The organism is Laceyella tengchongensis (assembly GCF_900182735.1).
Lineage (GTDB): Bacteria > Bacillota > Bacilli > Thermoactinomycetales > Thermoactinomycetaceae > Laceyella > Laceyella tengchongensis.
Window position 1 is genome coordinate 111,928 of the sequence record NZ_FXTU01000005.1, and the last position, 26,181, is coordinate 138,108.

At 51.6% G+C, this 26,181-nt stretch carries 25 protein-coding genes and 1 riboswitch; of the genes, 19 read left to right on the plus strand and 6 right to left on the minus strand.

The features are described from left to right. Positions 1–6: 6 nt before the first annotated feature. The 5 genes from meaB to pyrG all read left to right on the plus strand — a co-directional run bounded on the left by meaB (position 7) and on the right by pyrG (position 7,429). Positions 7–981, plus strand: coding sequence for a methylmalonyl Co-A mutase-associated GTPase MeaB (gene meaB / locus QQZ12_RS11465; protein ID WP_102993671.1), 975 nt, complete (start codon positions 7–9; stop codon positions 979–981). Next, complete coding sequence (locus tag QQZ12_RS11470) at positions 944–1,606, plus strand: TetR/AcrR family transcriptional regulator (protein WP_223247995.1); 663 nt, start codon at positions 944–946, stop codon at positions 1,604–1,606. The genes meaB and QQZ12_RS11470 overlap by 38 nt, the downstream gene beginning before the upstream one ends. Beyond that, on the plus strand, positions 1,581–4,835 hold the full coding sequence (gene icmF, locus QQZ12_RS11475; protein ID WP_284724459.1) for a fused isobutyryl-CoA mutase/GTPase IcmF: 3,255 nt from the start codon (positions 1,581–1,583) through the stop codon (positions 4,833–4,835). Before QQZ12_RS11470 ends, icmF begins: the two co-directional genes overlap by 26 nt. A 233-nt stretch (positions 4,836–5,068) precedes the next feature. Continuing rightward, a complete protein-coding gene (gene rpoE, locus QQZ12_RS11480) occupies positions 5,069–5,545 on the plus strand; it encodes a DNA-directed RNA polymerase subunit delta (RefSeq protein ID WP_154986031.1) in 477 nt (158 codons plus the stop codon). Positions 5,546–5,809: 264 nt separating this feature from the next. Then, positions 5,810–7,429 (plus strand): CTP synthase, encoded by a 1,620-nt coding sequence (gene pyrG / locus QQZ12_RS11485; protein WP_102993668.1) that lies wholly within the window; start codon positions 5,810–5,812, stop codon positions 7,427–7,429. 106 nt (positions 7,430–7,535) lie between these two features. Here pyrG and QQZ12_RS11490 read toward each other — a convergent pair whose 3' ends face one another. After that, positions 7,536–8,123, minus strand: a complete 588-nt coding sequence (locus tag QQZ12_RS11490) for an ECF transporter S component (RefSeq protein WP_284724460.1) — start codon at positions 8,121–8,123, stop codon at positions 7,536–7,538. Positions 8,124–8,306: 183 nt separating this feature from the next. Then, a riboswitch (FMN riboswitch) is annotated at positions 8,307–8,445 on the minus strand. A 214-nt stretch (positions 8,446–8,659) separates the two neighbouring features. Here QQZ12_RS11490 and QQZ12_RS11495 point away from each other — a divergent pair. Further along, positions 8,660–8,977: a cytochrome C oxidase subunit IV family protein gene (locus QQZ12_RS11495; RefSeq protein ID WP_106341805.1), complete on the plus strand. Its 318-nt coding sequence runs from the start codon at positions 8,660–8,662 to the stop codon at positions 8,975–8,977. A gap of 95 nt (positions 8,978–9,072) precedes the next feature. After that, positions 9,073–9,576, plus strand: coding sequence for a GNAT family N-acetyltransferase (locus tag QQZ12_RS11500; RefSeq protein WP_154986029.1), 504 nt, complete (start codon positions 9,073–9,075; stop codon positions 9,574–9,576). A gap of 94 nt (positions 9,577–9,670) precedes the next feature. On the opposite strand, the gene QQZ12_RS11505 is transcribed toward QQZ12_RS11500, so the two are convergent. The 4 genes from QQZ12_RS11505 to QQZ12_RS11520 all read right to left on the minus strand — a co-directional run bounded on the left by QQZ12_RS11505 (position 9,671) and on the right by QQZ12_RS11520 (position 13,934). Continuing rightward, a complete protein-coding gene (locus QQZ12_RS11505) occupies positions 9,671–10,762 on the minus strand; it encodes a hypothetical protein (protein WP_102993664.1) in 1,092 nt (363 codons plus the stop codon). A 301-nt stretch (positions 10,763–11,063) separates the two neighbouring features. Further along, positions 11,064–11,990: a PIG-L deacetylase family protein gene (locus QQZ12_RS11510; protein WP_189318928.1), complete on the minus strand. Its 927-nt coding sequence runs from the start codon at positions 11,988–11,990 to the stop codon at positions 11,064–11,066. A 229-nt stretch (positions 11,991–12,219) separates the two neighbouring features. Beyond that, the gene (locus tag QQZ12_RS11515) at positions 12,220–13,137 is read right to left on the minus strand and encodes a PIG-L deacetylase family protein (RefSeq protein WP_189318927.1); all 918 of its coding nucleotides are present in this window, start codon (positions 13,135–13,137) and stop codon (positions 12,220–12,222) included. 356 nt (positions 13,138–13,493) lie between these two features. Then, on the minus strand, positions 13,494–13,934 hold the full coding sequence (locus QQZ12_RS11520) for an SRPBCC family protein (RefSeq protein WP_102993661.1): 441 nt from the start codon (positions 13,932–13,934) through the stop codon (positions 13,494–13,496). A 362-nt stretch (positions 13,935–14,296) separates the two neighbouring features. On the opposite strand from QQZ12_RS11520, the gene QQZ12_RS11525 reads away from it, so the two are divergent. The 10 genes from QQZ12_RS11525 to QQZ12_RS11570 all read left to right on the plus strand — a co-directional run bounded on the left by QQZ12_RS11525 (position 14,297) and on the right by QQZ12_RS11570 (position 22,848). Further along, positions 14,297–14,659, plus strand: coding sequence for a response regulator (locus tag QQZ12_RS11525; protein ID WP_102993660.1), 363 nt, complete (start codon positions 14,297–14,299; stop codon positions 14,657–14,659). A 29-nt stretch (positions 14,660–14,688) separates the two neighbouring features. Further along, a complete protein-coding gene (kal, locus tag QQZ12_RS11530; RefSeq protein WP_189318926.1) occupies positions 14,689–15,066 on the plus strand; it encodes a 3-aminobutyryl-CoA ammonia lyase in 378 nt (125 codons plus the stop codon). Between the two features lie 36 nt (positions 15,067–15,102). Next, entirely contained in the window at positions 15,103–15,927 is an 825-nt protein-coding gene (gene kce, locus QQZ12_RS11535) for a 3-keto-5-aminohexanoate cleavage enzyme (protein WP_102993659.1), read from the plus strand. Between the two features lie 80 nt (positions 15,928–16,007). Further along, positions 16,008–16,862 carry a class II fructose-1,6-bisphosphate aldolase gene (fba, locus tag QQZ12_RS11540; protein ID WP_102993658.1) on the plus strand — a complete coding sequence of 285 codons (855 nt, stop codon included), beginning with the start codon at positions 16,008–16,010 and terminating at the stop codon, positions 16,860–16,862. 74 nt (positions 16,863–16,936) lie between these two features. Then, positions 16,937–17,590: a fructose-6-phosphate aldolase gene (gene fsa / locus QQZ12_RS11545; RefSeq protein ID WP_132221753.1), complete on the plus strand. Its 654-nt coding sequence runs from the start codon at positions 16,937–16,939 to the stop codon at positions 17,588–17,590. 748 nt (positions 17,591–18,338) lie between these two features. Continuing rightward, positions 18,339–19,301 (plus strand): class II fructose-bisphosphatase, encoded by a 963-nt coding sequence (glpX, locus tag QQZ12_RS11550; protein WP_102993932.1) that lies wholly within the window; start codon positions 18,339–18,341, stop codon positions 19,299–19,301. 64 nt (positions 19,302–19,365) lie between these two features. Then, positions 19,366–20,637, plus strand: coding sequence for a transcription termination factor Rho (gene rho / locus QQZ12_RS11555; RefSeq protein ID WP_284724461.1), 1,272 nt, complete (start codon positions 19,366–19,368; stop codon positions 20,635–20,637). A gap of 97 nt (positions 20,638–20,734) precedes the next feature. Then, positions 20,735–21,712, plus strand: coding sequence for a LysM peptidoglycan-binding domain-containing M23 family metallopeptidase (locus QQZ12_RS11560; RefSeq protein ID WP_102993655.1), 978 nt, complete (start codon positions 20,735–20,737; stop codon positions 21,710–21,712). A 160-nt stretch (positions 21,713–21,872) separates the two neighbouring features. Beyond that, positions 21,873–22,073 carry a 50S ribosomal protein L31 gene (gene rpmE / locus QQZ12_RS11565; protein ID WP_102993931.1) on the plus strand — a complete coding sequence of 67 codons (201 nt, stop codon included), beginning with the start codon at positions 21,873–21,875 and terminating at the stop codon, positions 22,071–22,073. Positions 22,074–22,257: 184 nt separating this feature from the next. Further along, positions 22,258–22,848: a thymidine kinase gene (locus tag QQZ12_RS11570; protein WP_223247994.1), complete on the plus strand. Its 591-nt coding sequence runs from the start codon at positions 22,258–22,260 to the stop codon at positions 22,846–22,848. Positions 22,849–22,903: 55 nt separating this feature from the next. Here QQZ12_RS11570 and QQZ12_RS11575 read toward each other — a convergent pair whose 3' ends face one another. Beyond that, entirely contained in the window at positions 22,904–23,956 is a 1,053-nt protein-coding gene (locus QQZ12_RS11575; protein ID WP_102993654.1) for a CPBP family intramembrane glutamic endopeptidase, read from the minus strand. 217 nt (positions 23,957–24,173) lie between these two features. Between QQZ12_RS11575 and prfA the strand changes: the two genes are divergently transcribed. Both prfA and prmC read left to right on the plus strand, forming a co-directional pair. Next, on the plus strand, positions 24,174–25,244 hold the full coding sequence (gene prfA, locus QQZ12_RS11580) for a peptide chain release factor 1 (protein WP_102993653.1): 1,071 nt from the start codon (positions 24,174–24,176) through the stop codon (positions 25,242–25,244). Between the two features lie 26 nt (positions 25,245–25,270). Further along, positions 25,271–26,152, plus strand: coding sequence for a peptide chain release factor N(5)-glutamine methyltransferase (gene prmC, locus QQZ12_RS11585; protein ID WP_102993929.1), 882 nt, complete (start codon positions 25,271–25,273; stop codon positions 26,150–26,152). Positions 26,153–26,181 lie beyond the last annotated feature (29 nt).

Genomic DNA, 26,181 nt, shown 5'->3' on the forward strand with positions numbered 1-26,181 from the left:
ACGGCGATGGAGACATGGCTGACACAGATCAAGGAGGGAAACAAACGGCAGATCGCCCGCCTGATTAGCCGGATGGAGAATGGGGACCCCGAGAAAGAAAAGTGGTTAGACGCATTGTATCCCCATACAGGCAATGCCCAATTGATCGGCGTCACTGGTTCACCGGGCGCTGGCAAAAGCACTCTCATCGCCGCCTTGATCCGCCTGTTGCGCCACATGGGAAAAACAGTGGGGGTGTTGGCGGTTGATCCGACCAGTCCCTTCACTGGTGGGGCCATCTTGGGGGACCGGGTGCGGATGACCGAACACGCGTTGGATGAGGGGGTTTTCATCCGCAGCATGGGAAGCCGGGGGGGATGGGGCGGTTTGGCCCAGGCCACCTCAGAGGCAGTTCGTGTGTTGGACGCGGCAGGGTATGATGTCATCTTGATCGAGACTGTGGGCGTTGGGCAGGCGGAGTGGGACATCATGCATCTGGCTGATACCGTCACACTGGTGTTAAACCCGACGGCGGGCGATGTGGTGCAGGTGTTCAAAGCGGGAATCATGGAAATCGCCGATCTGTTTGTGATCAATAAGGCTGATCTTCCTGGAGTATCGCGCTTAAAGCAGGAGATACAAGATTTGTTGGCTTTATCCAAGCATGACGCCCCATGGCACCCGCCGATCATTGAAACGTTGGCGACAGAGGAGAAAGGGTTGGAAGATTGGTGGGAAGCGGCGGAGCGACACTATGCCCATCTGCGGGGGCATGGCTTATTGGTGCAGAAGCGGAGAGCGCGCATTGAAAAAGAAGTGAGCGACTTGGTTTTTTCCGCTTGGCGGGAACGTTTCAAGGCCAAACAACAGGCGCCCCGCTTCCGGCGGGATATCCAGGACGCATTGGATCAACGCATTAGCCCGCATGAGGTGGCGCGCCGTTGGCTAAAGGAGGAATTACGAATTGAAACGCAATTCCAAGCTGATCCCGTCGATGATTAAGGATCAGCGCCTGATCGCGGAGCGGCGGCGGCAGATCATCGAAGGGGCGGTACGGCTGTTTGTGAAAAAGGGATTTCACAAGACCACGACGAGGGAAATCGCGCGGGAGTGCGGGCTGTCGATTGGCACGATGTATGAATACATTCAAAGCAAAGAAGATGTGCTTTATCTCGTTTGTGAAGACATTCACTCCGATTTGGAAAAGCGGCTGTTGGAAGTGGTGACCGAGTCCGATTCGGGGATGGAATCCCTGCGCAAAGGGTTGAAACAGCTGTTTCGCGTGATGGATGAAATGCGTCCGTTGGTGCTATTGATCTACCAAGAGACCAAGTCCTTGCCGAACGACAAGATGAAGTATGTGTTGAGCAAAGAAGAGGAAATCACGGGGCTTTTTGAAAGGATTTTGTATAAAGGGATGCAGGACGGAACGATCGGCATCGACCCATCTTCTATCAAATTGATGGCTCATAACATCATGGTGATGGGACAGATGTGGACATTTCGCCACTGGTCGCTCGGCAAGCACTATGACGTGCAGGAGTACACGGATCGGCAGATGGCGTTGTTGCTAGGTGAGTTTACCAATGGAGGGAAGCGGGATGGAAACAGAAGTGATTCGACCTAAACATGCGGTGCGTTTTGTGACGGCAGCCAGTCTGTTTGACGGGCATGACGCTTCCATCAACTTGTTTCGTCGCCTGTTGCAGGCATCAGGGGTGGAAGTAATCCATCTGGGTCACAACCGTTCCGTAGATGAGATTGTGGAAGCGGCAATCCAAGAGGATGTCCAAGGCATCGCGGTGTCATCTTACCAAGGAGGCCATATGGAGTTTTTCAAATATATGGTCGATTTGTTAAGGAAGCGGGGTGCTGGGCACATCAAGGTGTTCGGGGGAGGCGGGGGCGTCATTATTCCCCAGGAAATAAAAGAGTTGGAGGCGTATGGCGTCGCTCGCATCTTTTCCCCGCACGATGGCCGCCAGTTGGGCTTGCAGGGGATCATCAATACCATGGTGCGCGAAACCGACTTTCCGACGGTCGGCGAGATCACATGGGAAATGGATGCCCTTTCTGAAGGGAACACGCAAGCGATTGCGCGTCTCATCACAGCAGCGGAAGAAGTGGCCGAGGCGGATGGAGGGCTCGATTATCTCCGCCAGGCGCTGGATGAATTGCGCCTCCAACCACCGGTGGACAAAGTGATTCCTGTGGTGGGGATCACTGGCACGGGGGGAGCGGGGAAAAGCTCTTTGACCGATGAATTGGTACGGCGTTTTGTTGAGGACTTCACTGATAAAAAAGTGGCGGTACTCTCAGTGGACCCCTCCAAGCAAAAGACGGGAGGCGCCTTGCTGGGTGACCGCATCCGCATGAACGCGGTTCACCATCCGCGCGTTTATATGCGGAGCTTGGCCACAAGGAGAACGCGTTCGGAGTTGAGCGCCGGCATCCGGGATGCCATCGCAGTGTTGAAACGAGCCGCATATGATTTGATCATCGTTGAAACCAGCGGAATTGGGCAAGGCAACGCCGATGTAGTAGGGATCAGCGATGTGTCCTTGTATGTGATGACCTCTGAATTCGGTGCCCCCTCCCAACTGGAGAAGATTGAGATGCTGGATTACGCTGACCTGGTCGCCATTAACAAATTTGACCGCAAAGGTTCGGAAGACGCTTTGCGCGACGTCAAAAAACAATTCCGTCGCAATCACGGGCTGTTTGACGCGCCGGATGAAGCGATTCCTGTCTATGGCACCATGGCTAGCCGGTTCCATGATCCGGGGACAAATCGGTTCTACCGGGCACTGATTGAAAAAATCAATGAGAAATGTTCGCTCGCTTGGCAAACGACGTGGGATGGCACCGAGGATGATGTGACCAAGGGGCGCGCCATCATTCCGCCGGAGCGGACGCACTATCTGCGCGAGATCGCGGCTACCGTTCGCAAATACCATGCGGAATCCGAGGAGCAGGCTCAGCTGGCCACCCAATTGTACCAGCTGGAAGGAACCAAAGCGTTGCTTGCGGAAGACGATGATCTCAATGAGCGGCTCTCGGCCAAAATCAGGGAAATCGAAGAGCGGTTGGCGCCAGAGAGCAAAAAGGCGTTGGCGGATTGGCCAAAAGTGCAAGAGGCGTATCGGCAAGACGTGTTTATCACCAAAGTGCGGGATCGGGAGTTGCGGGTGCCCCTCTTCACGGAAACATTGGCTGGCTCGCGTATCCCCAAAGTGGCCCTGCCTAAGCTAAAGGATTGGGGCGACTTGTTGCGGTGGTTCCGCAAAGAGAACCTGCCAGGTCATTTCCCCTTCACCGCGGGTGTGTTTCCATTCAAGCGGGCTGATGAGGACCCGAAGCGGCAATTTGCGGGAGAAGGAACGCCTGAGCGCACCAACAAGCGCTTTCATTACTTATCTAAGAATGATACAGCCAAACGCTTGTCCACTGCGTTTGACAGCGTGACCCTGTATGGGGAGGACCCTGCCGAACGGCCCGACATCTACGGGAAAATCGGGGAATCCGGGGTGAGCATCTGCACGCTGGAAGATATGAAAAAGCTGTATGCTGGCTTTGATTTGTGCGCGCCCAACACCAGTGTGTCGATGACGATCAACGGGCCCGCGCCCATCATCTTGGCTATGTATTTTAACACCGCTATTGCCCAACAAGTGGATCGATTCCGGGAACGGGAGGGCCGGGAACCGTCAGCGGAAGAGAGGGAGCAAATCAAAGCAGAGACGCTACGCAGTGTGCGGGGAACGGTACAAGCCGATATTTTGAAAGAAGACCAAGGGCAAAACACCTGCATTTTTTCAACAGAGTTTGCCTTGAAGATGATGGGGGACATTCAGGAGTATTTTATTGAGCATGGGATTCGCAATTATTATTCGGTCAGTATCAGCGGTTACCATATTGCCGAAGCGGGTGCCAATCCCATTACCCAGCTGGCGTTCACCTTGGCCAATGCCTTCACGTATGTGGAGTATTATTTAAGCCGAGGCATGAAGATCGACCAATTCGCCCCCAACTTGTCCTTCTTTTTCAGCAACGGATTGGATGCCGAATATTCCGTGATCGGCCGCGTCGCCCGTCGGGTGTGGGCGATAGTGATGAAGCATCTCTATAAGGGCAATGAGCGTAGCCAAAAGTTGAAGTATCATATCCAAACGTCCGGCCGTTCACTGCACGCCCAGGAGATCGACTTCAATGATATTCGCACCACATTGCAAGCGTTGATGGCTATTTACGACCAGTGTAATTCGCTCCACACCAACGCTTATGACGAAGCGATTACCACGCCAACCGAGGAATCGGTGCGTAGAGCCATGGCGATCCAATTGATCATCAACCGGGAATTGGGCTTGGCTAAAAATGAAAATCCGTTGCAAGGCTCCTTCATCATTGACGAATTGACCGATTTGGTGGAAGAAGCGGTGTTAAAGGAGTTTGAGCGGATCAGCGACCGGGGCGGCGTGCTGGGAGCGATGGAAACGCAGTACCAGCGCGGCAAGATTCAAGAGGAATCGTTGTATTATGAAACGAAAAAGCACTCGGGCGAATTGCCGATTATCGGCGTGAACACCTTTGAAAATCCCAATCCGCCGGCAGAAACGGTAGAGATCGAATTAACCCGGGCTACACCGGAAGAGAAGCAAGCGCAAATCGACCGGCTGAGGGCGTTTCAACAGGCGCACCGCAACGAGACGACGGAAGCGCTGGAACGGTTGAAGGAAGTGGCTCGAAGCGGTGGCAACTTGTTCGCGGAGTTGATGGAAACGGTGAAAGTGGCGAGCCTTGGGCAAATTACCCACGCCTTGTATGAGGTGGGCGGACAATATCGGCGAAACATGTAGATCGGTTCCTTTGCTTTCAGCCCTGTGGGCAAGAGCTTAGGTAGCCCGAGATTGAGAGCCGCGCAAGCCTACTTGTTTGCGCCCGGCATTCTTTGATGGATGCCGGGCTTTTTCCATACGTGGGGATGTTTTTTAGGAAGATTGGTTGACTTCAACCGTTTTTTGGATAAAATAGTTGTACGAGAAACATAGGGATTTTGTGGACTTCGCCCTGAGGGAAGGATGTGTCCAGGTTGAATGACAACCTCGCTTTAGAAAAGATCAAAGAAACGTCGATGGTTGATCTAGCGTACGATCTGCTCAAACAAAGAGGCGACGCGATGCAATATAGAGACATCATGGCGGAAGTTGCGAAGAAAAAGGAATTTACCCAAGAGGAAGTTGAACAATATATCGCGCAATTGTATACGGAAATCAATATTGACGGACGCTTCGTTTGTGTGGGCAGAGGCACTTGGGGCTTGAGGGAATGGTATTCGACCGAGCAGGCAACCGATTCCGCTGTGGCCATGAACGTGAAAGACGATTATTTAGACGAAGAATTGGATGAAGAATTGTTTGATGCGGATGACGAGGATTACGGAAATGCCGGCCTGGATGAATTGGATGATATCGAGGTGCCTTATGCCGACAAAGATACGCCTTTTGACGGTGATGAGGATGCATTGCCAGACGAAGACGTAGAAGATGACGAGGAAGACGCGCTTTAATCCTTGACAAATAAAGGTATGTGAGATAAATTATTTTTTGGGCTCATTATGAACGGAAATGAAAAGAGCGCCCCTGCATTCGGGGGCGCTCTTTTCTATTTTGTGCGGTATTTTCAACCGCTACGACAGGCAACCAACCTTTTTTCAGTGAGTGCCTCGTAAACAAGTGAAGCGATTGAGAAAAATGGTTGCGGGCCTGAACGCGAGATTTTGAAATGCTTTAAGCGAATAGGGGCATCCTTAGATACAGGAGGAAGATAAAACATGGCTAAATACATTTTTGTGACTGGAGGCGTGGCATCCTCCCTTGGCAAAGGTATCACGGCTTCCGCATTGGGGAGATTGTTGAAAAACCGGGGGCTCAAAGTGACGATCCAAAAGTTTGATCCATATATCAACGTCGACCCGGGCACGATGAGCCCATACCAACATGGCGAAGTGTTTGTGACCGACGACGGTGCGGAGACTGATCTCGACCTCGGCCACTATGAGCGTTTCATTGATATCAATCTGAGCAAAAACAGCAATGTTACGACGGGGAAAATCTATTCTGCCGTCATCAATAAAGAGCGCCGCGGCGATTATCTGGGTGGGACGGTGCAAGTGATTCCGCACATCACCAACGAAATCAAGGATCGCGTTTTCCGGGCGGCGCGCGAGACAGGTGCCGATGTGGTTATCACTGAGATCGGTGGTACCGTTGGCGACATCGAAAGCTTGCCATTCTTAGAAGCGATTCGCCAGATTAAGAGTGATGTGGGCCGTGAAAACGTCATGTACATCCATTGCACGTTGGTGCCGTTGATGAGAGCTAGCGGCGAATTGAAAACCAAACCGACGCAACACTCGGTCAAAGAATTGCGCAGCATCGGGATTCAGCCCAATGTCATCGTCTGCCGCACCGAATATCCGTTGGCTGAAGAAATCAAACAGAAGATCGCTCTTTTCTGCGACATTGATCGTGAAGCCGTTATTGAAATGTGCGATGCGGAAACATTGTATGAAGTGCCTTTGATGGCGCAAGAACAAGGGTTTGACCAAATTGTGGTCGACCACTTGGGCTTAGAATGCGGCCAAGCAGACATGACTGATTGGATCAAGCTGGTCAATAAAGTGAAAAATTTGGCGCACACCACCCGCATTGCCATTGTTGGTAAATACGTCGCGTTACACGACGCATATATGAGCGTGGTGGAAGCGTTACGCCATGCCGGGTTTGAGCGCGACACCGATATTGAGGTCAAGTGGATCAATGCTGAAGAAGTGACCGATGAGAATGCCGCTCAGCTGTTAGGGGATGTGAACGGGATTCTGGTGCCGGGCGGATTCGGCGACCGCGGCATCGAAGGGAAAATTGCCGCTACCCGCTACGCTCGCGAAAACAACATTCCTTTCTTGGGCATTTGCCTAGGCATGCAGATGGCTTGCGTTGAGGGTGCCCGCCATGTGCTTGGGCTGGAGGGGGCCAATAGTTCGGAAATCGATCCGTCCACCCCTTATCCGATTATCGACATTCTGCCTGAGCAAAAGGAGATTGAAGAAAAAGGCGGTACCATGCGCCTCGGCCTTTATCCGTGTAAGCTTACACCAGGCAGCGTGGCTCACCAAGCGTATGGCACGGATCTGGTGTACGAGCGCCATCGCCATCGGTATGAGTTTAACAACGAGTATCGCGAAGAGATGGAAAAAGTGGGTTACCGCTTTTCCGGCACCTCGCCAGACGGCCGGTTGGTGGAAATTGTGGAGTACATTCATCACCCTTGGTTTGTCGCGTCCCAATTCCATCCAGAGTTCATCTCTCGTCCTAACCGTCCGCAACCGCTTTTCCGCGGGTTTGTGACGGCCGCGCTAAACGCGAAACTAAAAGAGCATGTGAATGCCTAATTTTAACAGCCAAATGGGATTAGGAACCATCTGCTCTGTCCGCGTCCCAGGCGACAAAAACCCAGTCAAGCGGGATGTTCCCTGTTTGACTGGGTTTTTTCTATGGTCAAGGCGCTGTTCTGAAGCTTAAGCGCCGTTTTAGATGGGGTTGTAATTTCAAATAAAGCGGTATGAAAATCGCGGTCACAAGTACGCCTTTAAGCAAGTTAAACGGGGCGATACCAAACATGATTAAGGCGAATTTTTGTGAACCGGATACTGTCCAATGGATCAGTTTGCTGTAAAGCGGGAAGAAGACATACCAATTGGCCGAAGTCATGACGACCGCGCTGATCACCGTGGCGGTGGCCAAGCCGTATATGAGCCCTTTCAATTCTCCCACTTTGCGAGCGATGATGGAAGTGACAGCGACAAAGACGCTGCCGGCGAGGAAATTAGACAGTTGCCCGACAGGGATAATGCCGGTTTCACTGCCGCTGAAGAGGAAGTGTAGGAAGTTCTTGAAGAACTCCACCAACACCCCGGCCAACGGCCCATAGAGAAGTCCTGCGATTAAGGCAGGGACTTCGCTGAAATCAATTTTTAAAAACGTTGGGAAGCCGGGCAACGGAAATTCTAGTTTTTGTAAGATAAATGCGATGCCCGCCATCAAAGATAAAAAGATCATTTTTGTCAGTGCTTGCGATCGTTGCATCAGAACACGCTCCCTTATTTGTGCTTCTGATGACAACGGGTACGAAGGCCTGAAAAAGGTAAGAAACCCCGAAAGATGGTGTGTCCATCTTCGGGGTATCAGAAAGAAAGGTGCAAACAACCCATTTTATTGTAAAAGGGCAGACTCCACCCTGGGTCGTGTACCTTGATTTTCGTACGCGTCATCATCCTTCTCCCATCCAGACTATACTGTCGGCTTCGGAATCACACCGAATCCACCGCTTGTAAGCGGGTCACGGGCTTAGGGAAACGCATTTCCCATCACCGCCGGTCGGGAATTTCACCCTGCCCCGAAGGATATCCCTATGTTATTGTCTTGCATTCCTCGTTTTTATATTATAAATGACTCCAACACGATCGGGAAGGGGATTCTGTTAAATACGCTTGCATCCATCAAGCGATCAGGGCGGATCATGGTGAAAAACCGGGGCATCCCGATGGATGATCATTTTTATCGCTTATGATTAGAAAATTCATTATAATGAAATAAAAAGGAGAAAAGGCGAGGTGGTTGGAATGGAACCGCAATTGCAGCCGCAAACCCAGCGGCCAGTGAAACCGAAGGAAAAACCGGAAACGGCATGGCGCTATGTCCTCTCGTTTGTATGGATGATTTTGTTCACGGCGATTGCGTTCATCGTGGTCGGCGGAGGACTGGTTGAATCCAAAACGGCCATTTTTTGGGTGCTGATCATTTCGGCTTCGATTCAGGTAGTGTTGCAGCTCTTTACATTCATGCACCTAAATCAAAAAGGGTATGGCATTGTGATTCTGTTCATGGGGGTAGGGTTGGTGATTGCGGTCGTGTCCGCCGTCGGAATGGTGTTAATGTAATGCCGGAGAGGGGCGCATGTTTGGTATGTTCTTTCTCCCTGGTGGAACCCTAGAGATAGATTCTGCGGGTTGAAGCGAGGGAGGCAAGATGCAACATGCGGTTAGTTCATGCACATTTGGATCAGTTGGATGAGATCTTGGAGATTTACCGGCATGCGACACGCAAGATGAATGAGCAAGGCATTACCCAATGGGCGGATGATTATCCCAGCGAAGAACAGGTTAAGGACGACATTCAGAAGAGAAATCTCTACACCCTGCTTGATGAAGATCGGGTGGCGGCTGTCGTCGTGTTGGATCAGGAATACGAGGATGCCTATGAAAAGGTTTCTTGGTCAGATCAATCTGGACGTTTTTTGGTGGTGCATCGATTGTGCGTCAACCCGGCTATCCAGGGAAGGGGAGTATCCCGCATTTTGATGGGGGAGATCGAACGGTTTGCCAAGGAGCACGGGTACACCAGCATCCGATTGGACACGCAGATCAAGAATGAAAAAGCGATGCGGCTCTATATGGTGAATGAGTATGAACAAAAGGGGATCATTTACCTTAGAGGTAGCGACGATCCGCACATGGCGTTTGAGAAGCAATTGGACTAAACACCGGCAACCTTCCGCTTTGTGAAGGTTGTTTTGTGCATCCAAACAAAAAAGCTCGCCTACTGGGAAGCGAGCATGTGAGCGTATTGGATGATTATGATCTTCTTTTCGCTTTGACCACGTTGATTTGTTCCAATTCCCTCTGGGTGAGGGGTTGCGTATAAGCAAAGCTTTTTCTCGGGGCACCTTTGAGGGAGCCGGCTTCCGGTCTGGAGGAAGAGGTAGCTGGAACGGCGATTCTCATCCCGAACGTCTGCATGGCGAATTGAATGGGGAAGCACAACGAACGGGTCATGTTGGAAGTGGACGAGTAATGAACAGCAGCGGCGAGATTGTTCGTTTCCCCGATCCAGACGGAACCGGAATCACCAGGGCCTCCTACGACGCCATCACCCCGAACGATGGTTTGGTTTTCAAACATGCCGATCCCGAATGAGTATTGGATGCGCGTTGTCGCGTTGATAGATTCTACTGTCCCTGTGCCGAATCCCGACGTGCGCCCCGTCTTCTTGAGGCGTGTTCCCACAGGGTAGCTGATGTAATGGCCCGCCAATATAATCCGTTGCCCTGTGTTGCCCAACAGATAACGGGGGTCCAACAGGCTGTTTTGGTCGGCAATGGCGACGGAAGCATCCAAGAAATTGACAGACGTTGTGCTAATAATCACCGATTGGAAGGTTCTGCCGATGCGGTCCGTTCCCGGCCGCCCGCCATCCGATCGGCCCGGCTGAATCACTTCATGAAAAGAGGTGTCATTGGTCGGGTTGAGCACATGGGCGTTGCTCAGCACAAACAGGCGCGACGGATTGGGGAAATTGACGGTAATCACTCCCGCCGTGCCGGTGCCGGCAGTGGATGTACCCACACTGACACCGCCGGGGACGGGACGCAACCGGGTTTGAAAGATAGGTTGGGCTGCAACCAATTTGTCTGAGTAGAACCCTCCACTTTTAACGAAACGGATCGGAACGTTGGATGCGGTGCCAACGGTTCGTTCCATGGAGGCTTTCAGAGTGGCTAGCCGCTTTGGAGAAATGTTTCGCTCAACATAAACAATGGTGCTGGCTCCTTGGGACGGTTTTCGCGGATTGGCATATCCCACACCAATCCCATGCACATCGCTGTGGCTCGACACTAACTTAGAAAGCTTATTTTTTTGCGTGGTAGCTTCAAAGAAAGTAGCCATATTTCTACTCCTTTCAATAGAGATATTCTAATTTATGAGATTAGTTCTCTATTTGATAGGAGCAGATACACATTTTCATAGAATAAAAAGGGAAATTGGGCGCTGGATGTTGCCAATAAAAAAAGCAAGCGTCTGCTTGCTAGGGCCTGGCGACGGAAGCGACGACCGTTTCCCAACCGCTTCTGCTGCCGTTTGGGGCGTGACGGGCCAATCACATTGACTCGTGTGAGATGTAATTATTTTTGCCAATAAACGCCGATGGACAAGCGAAGAAGCCACCGTACATCATCGCTGGGTATGCCTAGCTGTCAAAATGGGCTTCCACGCGGATGTTTTTCATGAATGACTCAAATTGGTGAGGAACACTGTGTAGTCCCAACGCATGCCAACCGTGGCTGGGTTCCCAACGTAGATAAATCCGGGCGGCTTCCAGGATTTTGTTGCGATCCCGGGGGTCGATCACCTTGAGTTGTACGGTTTCCACGGGTGGGCGGCGTTTGGTGAAACGGGACTTATATATGGACAGGAAATAAACGGTGTCCGTGGGTTTAATTTTTCCTTCCAATTCATATTGACGCATGATCTGCCCCAAAAACGCATGGTCACGGTGATAATCATACCGGCTCATCGTTCTGAAAATGGCGTGGGGGTAGCGGGACAAAAAGAAATCGTACACTTGGCGTACAGCGCGTTCTGTAAAACGTCCGTTGACCAGACTGCGCACGTGTACGCGGTTGCGGGGAATGCCCAGTCGCTCCGCCGCTGCGTAAAACTCCCTCACCCGGTCACGGGCTAGATCCTGTGGGCTGTAGTAGCCGTCGGGGTCATTGACGTCAAGCGCGCTGTGATAAGTGTTGTGCCAAACGCAATAGACGGGGATTTTGACCACTTTGCCTTTTCTTGCCACTTCGCGGAAGCCGTTGATCACGAAGCGGGCTCCGCTGTGTTCGCCGCCGCTCATCAACACCAAGTGAACTTCGTAACCCATCCGTTGCCGATTGACGATATCTGGTGACATGGACAGGATTTCGTCATCGGCATGGGGCACAAAATAAATAGCCACCGGGCGTGGTTTCGGTTGGTTCGCGGGTGCGGAGTGGGGGATCGGGCGGCTTTGCGCGGCCACGATTTTGCCCAAAAAGAAACCAACCATGGCGAGATTGATCAGAATGAGGGTTAACCAGAAGATAACCTTGCGTTTTTGTTTCACTCCAGCAGCTCGTTTCATGCCCATCTTCCTTTTTCGCGAGTCAATGTCGAATTATGAAGATTCATTACTTTTCATCATAATCCATTTTAAGGAAAATGGGAATAGCGGCATGATGGTGTAAAAACGCTCGTCATTTTAGCAGTGAAAAGACCGAGCAGACGGTGACACCACTGCTTCTGACCCTCAGGTTGCGAGTGTTTGTGTGCGTAAAAAGAGTCCCCTTTCAGATGAAGGGGACCCTCGTAGATCAATAATGCATGATCATCGATTTATCTCTAAAGTAAGAGTCGAATTGTTGTGGAACGCTATGGTAACCCAGCGCCAGCCACCCTTTCAGCGGTTCCCATAGGCTGTACACTTCTGCAGCGTGTTGCAGACGCTTTGCTTCGTCTTTGCCCATCGGCCCTACCTTTATTAACTCAACAGGCAACTTGCCGAACTTGGTGAACCGAGTTTTATAAATGGATAGAAAATAAGCCGTATCCGTGGGATCGATTTTCCCTTCTTTTTCATACTTCATAAGCACTTTGCCCATCATTGCATGATCAGGGTGATAATCGTACGGACTCATGGTGCGGAAAATCGCATGCGGATACCGGGCGATGAATTCATCGTAAATGGCGCGTAGCCCTTCTTCGGTAAATTTGCCGTTGACTAATTCATAGGTGTGGGTGTTTTCTTTGGGGATGCCTAAGCGTCGGGCGACTTCATAAAATTCGCGAATTCTCGCATCGCCAAACTCTTTTGTATCCAAATAATGATCTGGATCTCTTAGTTCATCAGCACTGTGATACGTGTTGTGCCAATGGCAGAAGACGGGATGCTTCACTTTCTTTTTCCCTTCCCACATTTCTCGGAAGCCGTTGACCACGAACCGGGCTCCACTGTGCTCACCGGGGCTAGCCAATATCATCTGGATGTCATAGCCCATGCGTTGGTGGTTGACGATGTCCGCTCCCATGGAGAGCAATTCGTCATCCGCGTGTGGCACGAAATAGATTGCGACTGGTTTTGGTTTTGGCGTGCTGGTGTCCAAGATTTTTTGTGGCTTGTTTTCTGCGGACACGATGGACACCAAAGAACAGCCCAACAAGGACATGGTGAGAATGGAGAAGGCAGCGAATAGTGAAAGCCGTAAAGTGTTTTTGCGTTTACACAAATTCATGCCCATCGTCCTTTATATCTAATTTTATATATGATGATAACAGGTGGTTTTTATAGGAAAGAGGTAATGCCCTTGAGAAATGATATCTACTCAATCATAATACATTCTGAGCCGTCTAATGATGACAAGATAATGACAATAAAGAGGTTTATTGTCATAAAAAATGATAGATTGCGCGTAAAATTTGAAAGGGGCGGATGAAGCTCACACAGGGGAAACTGGTTGGCATTGCGCCTGGGCCAGCGGGGATGTGAATGCCGAACTTCGGCAGCGGGCAGGGGTGAGGGCGCAGGGGTGTCGCCATCCAGTACATGGGGCCCGTTGCCTGCGTTCGGCGGTGGATGTAGGAGGTTGGCTTATTGCTCTATTTGTTGCTTCAGACGTTGCAATTGTTTGACATGATGAAAGCGGGAAGGCAGGAAGGCGAACCATTCCTTTGGTTTTGACGCCGCTGTCCGAGATTGGACTGTGCACTTGAAGTGTAGGCGGCATTGCTTGGATGTCAGGGGTTCCAGCCGATAGATGATTTCTTCAGAGAGAGAACCTTTATTTATCTTCACCCCGTATATGTTCGGATGATAATATTCGATCACTTCCCCATCGAGCTCCAAGGTGTTTTTGCCTTGGCGCACGGTTTGGGTGAACCGAATGCCAACCGGATTCTCCGGATTGTAAAGCTCCAGCCATTTGGTCTCCAGCAGCTCGGTTTTCCACTCTTGTTGTTGTTGAGGGTCCACCAGCCAATGAAATACCTCTTCAATGGGTGCGTTAAATTCAATTTGATAGGTAAATTGCATGGCTTTCCTCCTTTATCGCTGCCAAGGTTGCGGCGCGAGCGATGTCGTCAGCACGCTTGCCAACTATGAATAGAGTAACATGTTCGAGATTTGATAGAAAACCGAAATGATTGAAACCGATTTTCATGTTTTTTTTGCTTCTTTGCAGGAAATAGCGTTGCCGATAAAAAATAATAGTCATACATATTCACTAAGATAAACTAATAGACCTAGGGCGTGTCTGACAAATCGCGGAAAAACCTTTTCCATGTGAGCGCCTTGTCACGCGTGAAGCAAATGAGTAAACGGTTTAGAGCTGCAAAAAACGCCCGCATAAAACCCAGTTAGAGAAAAGCCGAGCTGAAGGGAGGGGATCGTCGCGCATGGATAAAAAAGTGTTGGTGGTCGACGACCAATATGGCATCCGCCTGCTGTTGAAAGAAGTGTTTTCAAAAGATCAAATCCTCTTCTATCAAGCGTCCAACGGCAAGCAAGCATTGGAGATTATTCAGATGGAAAAGCCGGACCTCATCCTGCTGGACATGAAAATGCCAGGAATGGATGGATTGGAGTTGTTGCGCCGATTGCGCAAGTTTGATGCCAAGGCCAAAGTGATCATGATGACGGCGTATGGAGAGTTGGATATGGTGGCGGAGGCGAGCCGTCTTGGAGCGCTGACCCATTTCACCAAACCGTTTGACATTGAGGAATTGCGTTCAGAAGTAATCCGGCATTTGGCTTCATGAATTCAACGCGGAGAGAGGGAAGAGACAGCATGATAGAATCGAAGATCCGCTTGCGCCTTAGCCAAGCGGACGCGCACTATGGCGGGAATTTGGTGGATGGTGCCAAAATCATGTCGCTGTTCGGCGATGCGGCCACGGAGATATTGATCAGGCATGATGGGGATGAAGGGTTGTTTGTAGCTTACGATATGGTTGAATTTCTGGCGCCGCTGTATGCAGGCGATTTTGTTGAAGCGGTTGGCCGTTTGGAGAAAGTCGGCAACACCAGTCGGAAAATGACGTTTGAGGCGTACAAGGTGATTGAAGCGGGAACAGATCCCGCCCGTCCGTACGCAGCGCGCGTACTTGAACAGCCCCTTTTGGTAGCCCGTGCTTCTGGCACGTGTGTGGTACCAAAAGAACGATAGGCTGGTTTTTTTTGTGTTGGGAGGGGGATATACATCATGCAAAAGTTAGTGATCACAGCGGCTTTGGTCGGAGCGGAAGTGACCAAAGAGGATACGCCTCATTTGCCGGTGACTCCGGATGAGATTGTGCAGGCGGCGGTGGAAGCGTGCCAGGCTGGCGCCTCGATCATTCACCTGCATGTGCGGGATGCGGAGGGACGGCCTACACAAGATAAAGAGATTTACCGCGAAGTGATAGAGGGAATCGAACGACACACGGATGCCATCATCCAAGTTTCCACTGGTGGGGCGGTGGGTATGTCGTCAAAAGAGAGGTTGCAACCATTGTCACTTCGGCCTGAGATGGCTACGCTCACCACGGGCACGGTCAACTTTGGGAATGAGGTGTTCATGAATTCACCGGAGCAACTTCAATTGTTTGCGGAGGAGTTTGAGCGATACGGTGTCCGGCCCGAATTTGAAATTTTTGACGTGGGCATGGTGGCCAATGCGCTCCGTTTGGTAGAACGCGGCTTCTTCACGGGACATCTCCACTTCGATTTTGTAATGGGTGTGCCTGGAGCCATCCCCGCGACGCCGGAAAACCTGCTGCACTTGATGCGCCAGTTGCCGGAAGGAGCGACATGGAGCGTAGCTGGTGTGGGCCGCGCGCAATTGCCGATGGCAACACTTGGCATCCTGTGGGGTGGGCATGTCCGCGTGGGTTTGGAGGATAATATTTATTACAGAAAAGGGGAGCTGGCCACCAATACCCAATTGGTGGAACGGGTCGTCCGGCTGGCCACGGAATTGGGAAGACCAGTCGCCACACCGCAAGAAGCGCGGCAGATCTTACACCTCACCCGCAATAACTTTTATTGATGCAATTACCCAATTCGAATTCGTAGTGTTATAATGTCGAAATGACACAATAAGTTTATCTTTTTGAAGGAGGCTTTCACATGCCGCTTGTATCAATGAATCATTTTTTACCTCAGGCAAAAAAAGAAGGATTTGCGGTGGGGCAGTTTAACGTGAACAACCTGGAATATTTCCAGGCGATCACTGAGGCTGCTAAAGAGGAGCGCTCCCCGCTTATTTTCGGTGCAAGTGAAGGGGCCATCCGCTATGTTGGGCTAAACAACATCGTTGCCCTTGCGAAAGTGGCTGCTGAGGAATCCGGACTGCCGATTGCCTTGCACCTTGACCACGGCAGCAGCTTTGAGATGGTTATGAAGTGTATCCGGGCTGGTTTCTCCTCCGTAATGTTTGACGGATCACACTATCCGTTTGAAGAAAATATTCGTTTGACCAAAAAAGTGGTCGAAGCCGCCCATGCCGTCGGTGTTTCTGTAGAAGGTGAATTGGGTACCATCGGTGGAGTGGAAGACGATCTGGATGTGGCAGAAGAGGATGCGACCTTGGCCAATCCGGAACAAGCTATCCGCTTCTGGGAAGAAACCCGCGTAGACGCGATGGCGATTGCTGTTGGTACGGCTCACGGTATGTACAAAGGCGAGCCAAAAATCCGTTACGACATCATCGAGAAAGTGGCCAGCAACATCGATGCGCCCATCGTGCTGCACGGCGGTTCGGGTGTACCGGATGAATCGATCAAGAAGGCCGTTTCCCTCGGTGTGGGCAAAATCAATGTGAACACGGAAAACCAAGTAGCCCAAGTGCAAGTGATCCGGGAACTGCTTGACAAAAATCCGGACATGATCGATCCGCGCAAATACTTGGGACCGTCCCGTGAAGCGATTAAAGAAGTGGTTAAAGGCAAAATGCGCCTGTTTGGAAGCTCCGGCAAAGCTTAATTTCGCCCTGGGCCAGGTACAGTCGGCCCGGGCTTTTGCCCAATCATTCAGTTATTAACGAAGGGGATGGAGACATGAAGTTTTTCTTGGATACCGCCATCGTAGATGAGATTCGCCAAGTGAACGAATGGGGATTATTGGCCGGAGTGACGACCAATCCCAGCTTGGTAGCCAAGTCCGGCCGTGTATTTGAAGAAGTGCTGTCCGAAATCTTGACCATTGTGGATGGGCCGGTGAGCGCCGAAGTGATGAGCCGCGAGGCCCGGGGCATGATTGAGGAGGGGGAGAAACTCGCCCGTCTTTCCGAAAAGATCACCATCAAGATCCCCATGACCATTGAAGGGTTGAAGGCGGTTCATCATTTCTCGAAAAAAGGCATTAAAACCAATGTCACGCTCATCTTTTCCGCCAACCAAGCGTTGATGGCAGCACGTGCCGGGGCAACGTTTGTAAGCCCGTTTGTGGGACGCTTGGATGATATCAGCCAAGACGGCATGCAGTTGATTGAACAAGTATCCGCGATTTTTGATACGCATCGCATCGACACCGAAATCATCGCGGCCAGCATTCGTCACCCTATGCATGTGACCCAGGCGGCTTTGGCCGGCAGCCATATTGCGACAGTGCCTTACAAAGTGTTGGAACAGATCGTTCGCCATCCCCTGACGGATCAAGGGATTGAAAAGTTTGAAGCCGACTGGAAAAGCGCGATGAAGAAGGGCAAATGAGCATGCGGAAGGCGGGAAAGAGATTCTCGCTGGCAGCCACTTCTGCTCAGAGCGGCCGTGTTTGGCGCGCTTAAAGGTCAGCCCAATCGCCTCGGGGCTTCCATGGGGTGTTTGGATAGGGGGGCGATTGGGCATACCATGGTTAAAGATGGGTTGAATTGAAAAAAGAAACATGTTTTTCTTGGAAAAGGATTTCGCGCATGCAAGGCGAAGATGTTTTGTGTACACTGTAGGTTCACAAGTGAAACAAATGTTCATCAACATCTCTCTTCTTTTTTCTGCTAAAGTAAAGTAGTTGGGGGTACTGATGAAAGAATAAAACGTTACCGGTTACTGGACAGAATGTTTTGTTTTCCGTCTGTCTCCATACAACCTGCCCTTCATTCCGAATTGTTCCATCGTTCTCCTGCGAACCATCTCCTCTCAATCGAAGTTGACGCGGGTGCGCCGCCGTCAATCATTGCCACTTTCCCTATTCAGCGTGTGTCTGCCACGTGGGTTGCATGCCGTGCGTTTGATTGCCACAGGGAGGGACCATCCTTCATCCTGTCTTTTTTCTTTCTTTTGCCACTTATTGTTTTCATGTGGTGGAACCCTGTTTGTGACAACTGGACCAACTCGCGACCCAGCCAGCATGTGCGCCGATGGGCCTGTGGATGGAGTATGACCTATCGGGTAAAATGTGATACTCTAATCCTATACATGTGACATACTGAATGAAGATGCGAGGGGATTACACATGGCAATGATGGAACGAAGTTTGACAATGGAATTGGTTCGCGTGACGGAAGCAGCGGCGATCGCTTCGGCGCGGTGGATGGGATTCGGGAAGAAAGATGAAGCCGACGGGGCGGCCACGGAAGCGATGCGCAAGGTGTTTGACACCATTCCGATGCGCGGCACAGTTGTCATCGGTGAAGGGGAGATGGATGAAGCGCCCATGTTGTATATCGGGGAGCGGCTCGGTCTGGGGTACATGCCGGAATTGGATGTCGCCGTAGATCCGCTTGAAGGAACGAACATTGTGGCCAAAGGGCTATGGAACGCCCTCTCCGTCGTTGCGGTGGCTGATCGCGGTTGTTTGTTACATGCGCCTGACATGTACATGGACAAAATCGCGGTGGGGCCAAAAGCAGTCGGTTTGGTTGATCTTGACGCACCTGTGGTTGACAACTTGAAAGCGGTGGCGCGCGCGACAGGCAAAGACATGGATGATTTGGTTGCCGTGGTGCTGGATCGTCCGCGCCATGCCAAACTGATCGAGGAAATACGGAACGCCGGGGCACGGATTAAGCTGATTCCAGACGGGGATGTGGCGGCGGCCATTCATACGGGATTCCCGGATACGGGCGTGGACATTCTATTTGGCTCAGGCGGAGCTCCAGAAGGTGTGTTGGCGGCTGTGGCTCTTAAATGCTTGGGTGGGGAGATTCTCGGGCGCCTGATGCCGGAAAACGAGGAACAAGTTCAGCGTTGCCTGAAGATGGGCATTTCCGATCCAAACAAAGTCTTGCGCATGGACGATCTCGTCAAAGGCGACGATGCCATCTTCGCGGCGACTGGGGTGACTGATGGCGAATTGTTGAAAGGTGTCCGTTATCAAGGGAACTTGGCGAAAACGCATTCCGTTGTGATGCGCGCCAAAACAGGAACCGTGCGTTTTATGGAAGGTACCCATCGACTTGAGAAAAAACCAAACCTTGTTTTATAATACCCTTCTTCCTCTCTGTTTGGCGGAGGAGGGATGAAACTAGAATCGAGTGGTGATGGTACCCATGGAGCTCACCTTGAGCGAATTGGAGAATCGCCGGTTGGTCGACTTGTACAAACTGGCAAAAGAATATCAAATTCCTTATTATTCACAGCTGAAAAAGAAAGAACTGATTTTCGCGATATTAAAAGCAAAGGCGGAGCAAGACGGGCTGATGTTCATGGAAGGCGTGCTCGATGTCCTGCCGGAAGGGTACGGTTTTTTGCGTCCGATCAACTTCCTGCCCTCGTCGGAAGACATTTATATTTCCGCTTCCCAGATCCGTCGCTTTGACCTGCGCTCAGGCGACTTGGTATCGGGAAAAGTGCGTCCGCCGAAGGAAAATGAGCGTTATTTTGGTTTGTTGCATGTGGAGGCGGTTAATGGCGAAGATCCGAATGTCGCTGCCGAGCGTTTGCATTTTGCGGCGTTGACGCCCCTCTATCCAGAGCAACGCTTGGTGTTGGAGACGACGCCAGAGCGGATATCGACGCGGATGATGGACTTGATCGCTCCGGTGGGGTTGGGGCAGCGCGGTTTGATCGTAGCCCAGCCCAAAGCGGGGAAAACGATGTTGCTCAAAGAAATCGCTAACAGCATTACAGAGAATTATCCGGATATCGAGCTGTTTGTGTTGCTGATTGATGAGCGGCCCGAAGAAGTGACTGACATGCAACGCTCCGTCAAAGCGGAAGTGGTGAGCTCCACGTTTGATGAGTTGCCCGAAAACCATATCAAAGTGGCTGAGTTGGTGTTAGAACGGGCGCAACGGCTGGTAGAGCACAAGAAAGATGTCGTGATTTTGCTGGATAGTGTCACACGGTTGGCCCGCGCTTACAATTTGGTCATCCCGCCGAGCGGGCGCACGTTGTCCGGGGGGATTGATCCCGCTGCGCTCCATCGTCCCAAGCGTTTCTTTGGAGCTGCCCGCAACGTGGAGGAAGGCGGAAGTTTGACAATTTTGGCGACGGCCTTAGTTGAGACCGGTTCACGCATGGATGATGTCATCTATGAAGAGTTCAAAGGGACAGGCAATCTGGAATTGCATTTGGATCGCAAGTTGGCAGAACGCCGCATCTTTCCCGCGATCGATATTCGCAGATCTGGCACGCGCCGCGAAGATTTGCTCTTGAGCAAGACGGAGTTGGAAAAATTGTGGGCGCTGAGGAAATCGCTTAACGATGCGCCGGATTCCACGGAGGCGCTTATCAAACGGCTGAAACAAGCCAAAACCAATGAGGAATTCTTAGGCTCCCTGGAGTTGAAATCCCCCCGCCAAACCACTCCTGTTTCATGAGCGGCACATTTCACTGACATATCGAGCGAGTGCCTCACATAAGATGAAACCGGGTGAATGTATACCCGACACTTTCATCTTTTTGTGAGGTGCTGACATGTCTTCCAAACGCGCATTGTTGGCTTCTTCCCTCGCTGTTACCACATCGGCTTCATGGATGTTCGGAACAGACAGACATCCGGTTGTCTCCGCGGAGTTGCTGGAGGGAGCGGATGGGGAACCTGAGCAGAAACAGATAGCCGAGGAAGCGATCTTTCAATATCTCAATCCGGTCATGGCGGTGGCCGAAGGAAATCTGGCCGCTAGGGTGGAGACCAAGCCGTTGGTTTACGAGGTGAAGCAAGGAGACACCCTGATGGAGATCGGCCAGCTATTTGGCTTGGACTATCATGAGATTGCCCAAGTCAATCGGTTGCCCGACCCCGACCGATTGCGTGCAGGGCAAAAGCTGACGATTCCGCTGACCAAAAAATGGATTCGCCTCAAACAGAGCGATTCCGTCGCGCGGTTGGCCAAAGAGTATCAGACAGTGCCGGAGCTGATCCGTTATCTCAACCCGGAACTGGCCGACGCCGAACTGGCATATATTGGCCAATTGATAGCGGTTCCGGTGCGGATGGCCCCTCCGCCGAAGCGGGTCAAGGAAAATCGCGGAAATGCGGCGCGATTGGCGACAACACCAACGCGGCAATCGAGTGGGGAGTTTGTCTTTCGTTGGCCTGTAGCCGGACAGGTCACCAGCAACTTTGGCTGGCGTAATGGGCGGCAACATAAAGGGATCGATATCTGGAGCCCGGCGAAAGAGAAAGCGGAGATTCATGCATCGCTTAGTGGACAGGTTGTCCAAGCGGGGTATGTGAACGGATATGGGAATTTGGTGGTCGTGGATCATGGCGGAGGCTGGGTCACGTACTATGCGCACTTGAGCCGGATTACAGTTAGCAAAGGCGAGCAAGTCGCGACGGGGCGGGTTTTAGGCTTTATGGGGATGACCGGCAGGGCAACCGGGTATCACTTGCACTTTGAGGTGCGCAAAGGAGATAAAGCAATTAACCCATTGCGGCTATTGAGATAATTGGCATTCATTTATTTTTTGTGAACAGACACCGCCTTGCTTCCTGCTGTTAACCATGCTATAATGTTGCAGTGATTTTCTAGAAATCGTGCGAATAACTTCTCTGCATTTTGTGGGGAGTGAGTCACAGATGGAATGGCTAGGAAAAGAGGTGAAAAGCATGAAAGCAGGAGTTCATCCGGCATACAAAATGACGACTGTTACCTGTGCATGTGGAAATACATTTGAAACCGGATCTACCGTTGAGAACTTGAGAGTGGACGTTTGCTCCGAGTGCCATCCTTTCTTTACTGGTAAACAAAAAATGGTAAATGCGGGTGGTCGCGTAGACCGTTTCAAAAAGAAATACAACCTCAAATAATGAGATTGTTGGCGTTAAAACCTGCCAGGCAAGCCGATCGTTGGAAGCTTGCCTTTTTTGTTGCGAAGAAAGTCGATCCAGGGACATCCTGGATTTTTTTGTGCGGGAAAACTTGTAACTATCCGTTTTCGTCAAGATCGGTTAAAATGACAATTTGTAACGAACACGGACGGGAGGAACGAGAGTGAAAAGCGAACGGCTTTACATCAAGCGCCAGGGCTGGATCGAGATTATCTGCGGTGGGATGTTTTCCGGGAAGAGCGAAGAGTTGATCCGCCGGATTCGACGCGCCAAAATCGCCAAGTTGCAGGTGATGGCTTTTAAGCCGGCCATTGATGACCGTTATCACAGTGAAGCGATTGCTTCGCACAACGGTTTGATCGCCGATGCCCATCCGGTCAGCAGCGCAACGGAACTCATGTCGCTGATCACATCGGAAGTAGATGTGGTGGCCATTGACGAAGTGCAATTTTTTGAACCGGAAATTGTAGAAGTCTGCCAGGATCTGGCCGATCAAGGGAAACGCGTAATCTGTGCGGGACTGGATCAGGACTTCCGCGGAAAGCCATTTGGCCCTACCCCCCTCTTGCTTTCCGTTGCTGAGTATGTGACCAAGTTGCAAGCGATCTGTGTGAAATGCGGGGCTCCGGCCAGCCGGACCCAACGCTTGATTGACGGCCGGCCCGCCGCCGTAAATGATCCCGTCATCCAAGTAGGGGCTTCCGAGCAGTATGAAGCGCGCTGCCGCCATTGCCATGAACTGGTTGTCCGCTGAATAAAAAAATCTCAACACAGCAATGCGCGTGTTGAGATTTTTTGCCGTTTGGCCCTTATCCAGCCAACATATAGAGCAGGCCGAGGGTGATATTGTAGGTTGCATGGATGACCATGCTCAACGTAGTGTTGACGCGTAGGCGAGCAAACGCCAACGCCAGCGCCACGAAGAAAATCATCAGGGTGGACAGGCTGAGCCCGTAGTTAGTGTGGATCAAAGCGAACAACACGCTGGTGTAGACGATGCCGAAGCGGGGCAAAAGTGCTCCGCGGAAGATGAGTTCTTCACCCAAAGCGGCCGCCAATCCGAGTGTGAGCACACCGGGGATGGAATCGAACAAGGGGCCTAGCATCTTGGTGGTCAGATCGTTCACATTTTGGTCCACGATCGGTCCGAATAGGGTTTCCACCCATGTCATCAAGGCTGGAAACAGGGTGAGCGCGGCGCCAATGCCGATCCCAGCAAGGACTTGTTTCAATGTGAGAGGGCGCACGCCAAGGCGCTCCAGTACTTCTTTCCCATTGCGGCGGGTCAGCCACCCTGTTCCGATAAAGGCGAGTAAGGCGAATAAAATGTTTTGCGACCAGATGGAGGCAAACGTATAGGACGCTGCCACGTTTGGTGCGGTGGCGTCATTGATCAGGCCGAGTCCGATGGCGACGGTGACGAAAAGTTGAACCCAGACCACCATGCTGAAAGATAACGCCATCGTATGTACCCGATGAGCAGGGTCGATCGGCAACACCTTTCCGGCCAAGAACCGGCGCAACGACGGGATGAAGACGAGCATGCCTACTAAGGACGGAATCCACAAGCTCATACCGATGGATGCATGCTGGCTAGCAAAGTGATTGACGATGCGTTCAGAATAGATGCCTTGGAGGGTGTGTGCCAACTGCCCGCCTTGGAAGTGGGCGATAAGGCCGAGCAAAAAAACGATGGCAAAACCGAGAGCCATCAACATATAAAGAACCAAGGCGAACTCTTTTCCTTCGCGCGGATGCTCTGGTGTGCGCGAACGCTCGGCGAGATTGACCAAGTAGAACAAGATGATGATCGGGCCAAACACGGTCAGGTTTTCAATGATTGCAGAAAGTGCTTCGTACATGTATCAGTGTTCTCCCTTTAACTTTTCTGTCATTTTCTATCATCATAACATTATCATTGGAACGGTGTCTTTGGTTTCTTCCAAAAAAGGTGCGGGATGTGGTACAATCAAATAACGTGTTTATAGAGTCGGATCTGCATGGGCGTTGGCGTTGGGTGGGAAAGCGCATCCATATTCCAACGGGTCGGCGATTTTATGATATGTGGGAGTGAGAACTGTGTTAGATCGTTTAGAGGCGATTCATCAGCGATATGAAGAACTGAGCCGCTTGCTATGCGATCCCGAAGTTATCAGCGATAGCAAGAAATTGCGGGAATATTCCAAGGAACAATCGGGATTGGAAGAGAAAAATCAAGCGTATCTAGAATATAAAAATGTGGTTGAACAATTGCGCGACGCAAAGGCGATGTTGGAAGAAAAGCTGGATGATGAGATGCGCGAATTGGTGAAGGCGGAGATCGAAGAATTGACGGCGAGCAAAGAAGAGTTGGAAGAACGGATCAAGATCCTCCTGTTGCCGAAGGACCCCAACGACGAGAAAAACGTCATCGTCGAGATCCGTGGTGCGGCCGGCGGGGAAGAGGCGGCGCTGTTTGCGGCAAACTTGTACCGGATGTACACCCGTTACGCCGAACGCCAAGGTTGGAAAGTGGAGCTGTTGGAAGCCAATGCGACGGGATTGGGCGGATTTAAGGAAGTAGTCTTTTCCATCCAGGGGCGTGGCGCTTACAGCCGGCTGAAGTATGAAAGCGGCGCCCACCGAGTGCAGCGCGTGCCGGAAACGGAGTCAGGCGGCCGGATTCACACCTCAACGGCGACGGTGGCGGTGTTGCCAGAAGCGGAAGAGGTGGAAATCGAAATCCACGATAAAGATTTGCGGATTGACACCTTCTGTTCGAGCGGCCCTGGCGGCCAAAGCGTGAACACAACGCAATCGGCGGTGCGGATCACGCATATTCCGACGGGGATCGTCGTATCCTGCCAAGATGAGAAATCGCAGAACAGCAACAAGGAAAAAGCGATGCGGGTTTTGCGGGCTCGGCTGTATGACCTCAAGCAACAGGAAGAGAACGCCAAGCTGGCCGACGCTCGCCGTAGTGCGGTTGGAACCGGGGACCGGAGTGAGCGGATTCGCACGTACAACTATCCGCAAAGCAGGGTGACGGATCACCGCATCGGCTTGACCCTGCACAAGCTCGATTTGATTTTGGATGGTGACTTGCAGGAAGTGATTGATTCCCTGATTTTGCATGAACAGACGAAACTGCTCAGCAAAGAGGCGCAGTGAGCGAGTTTGCCAAAGGAGTCGGTGGGATGCATAGGGAATATACGCTGAGAGAAGCCTATCGCCGGGCTTCTTCTTTTTTGCAGGACAACGGGGCGGAAGAGAATGCAAATTTTGAGGCGGAATTGCTGATCCGGCGTCTGGTAGGCTTGGATCGAACGCAATTTTTCATGCATTTGTCTGACCCGTTTCCGGCGGACTTGGCAACAAAGCTGGAGGAATGGCTCAGGCGGCGGGCGGCGGGGGAGCCGTTGCAATACATTGTGGGTGACCAGGAGTTTTACGGAAGGGTGTTCCACGTCAGTCCGGCTGTGCTCATCCCCCGGCCGGAAACCGAATTGCTGATTGAAGCGGTAATCGATGAGGCTGGGCGGCGTTTTGCTGAGGATGCGTTGCGTGTGGTTGATGTGGGGACGGGCAGTGGCGCGATTGCAGTGACATTGGCGCTGGAGAAGCCACAATGGCATTTGACGGCGATCGACTTATCGGCCTCCGCACTGGAAGTGGCTCAGATGAATGCTGCGAGGTATGGGGTCAGAGAGCAAATCTGCTGGCTTCAGGGCGACTTATTGGCGCCGGTAGGGGCAGGACTATCCGACATCGATATTCTGGTCTCTAACCCGCCGTATATTCCGTCTCAGACGGTTTATGAGCTGGAGCGGCAAGTGCGCGACTTTGAACCACACCTTGCCTTAGACGGTGGCGACGACGGCCTATCTCCCTATCGTCGCATGGTGAGCGCCCTAGCTTCGGTGAAAGCGGGTCCGAAGCTGATCTGCTTTGAGATCGGGGCCGACCAGGGGCGCGCGGTGGCAGAGCTTTTGGGCAATGTCTGCCAAGAAGTGACGGTAAAACAAGATTTGGCTGGCCTAGATCGAATCGTCGTCGGGTGGCGTTCTGCAGTAGGGTGAAAATTACAAAAACATGTATAAACGGGTTG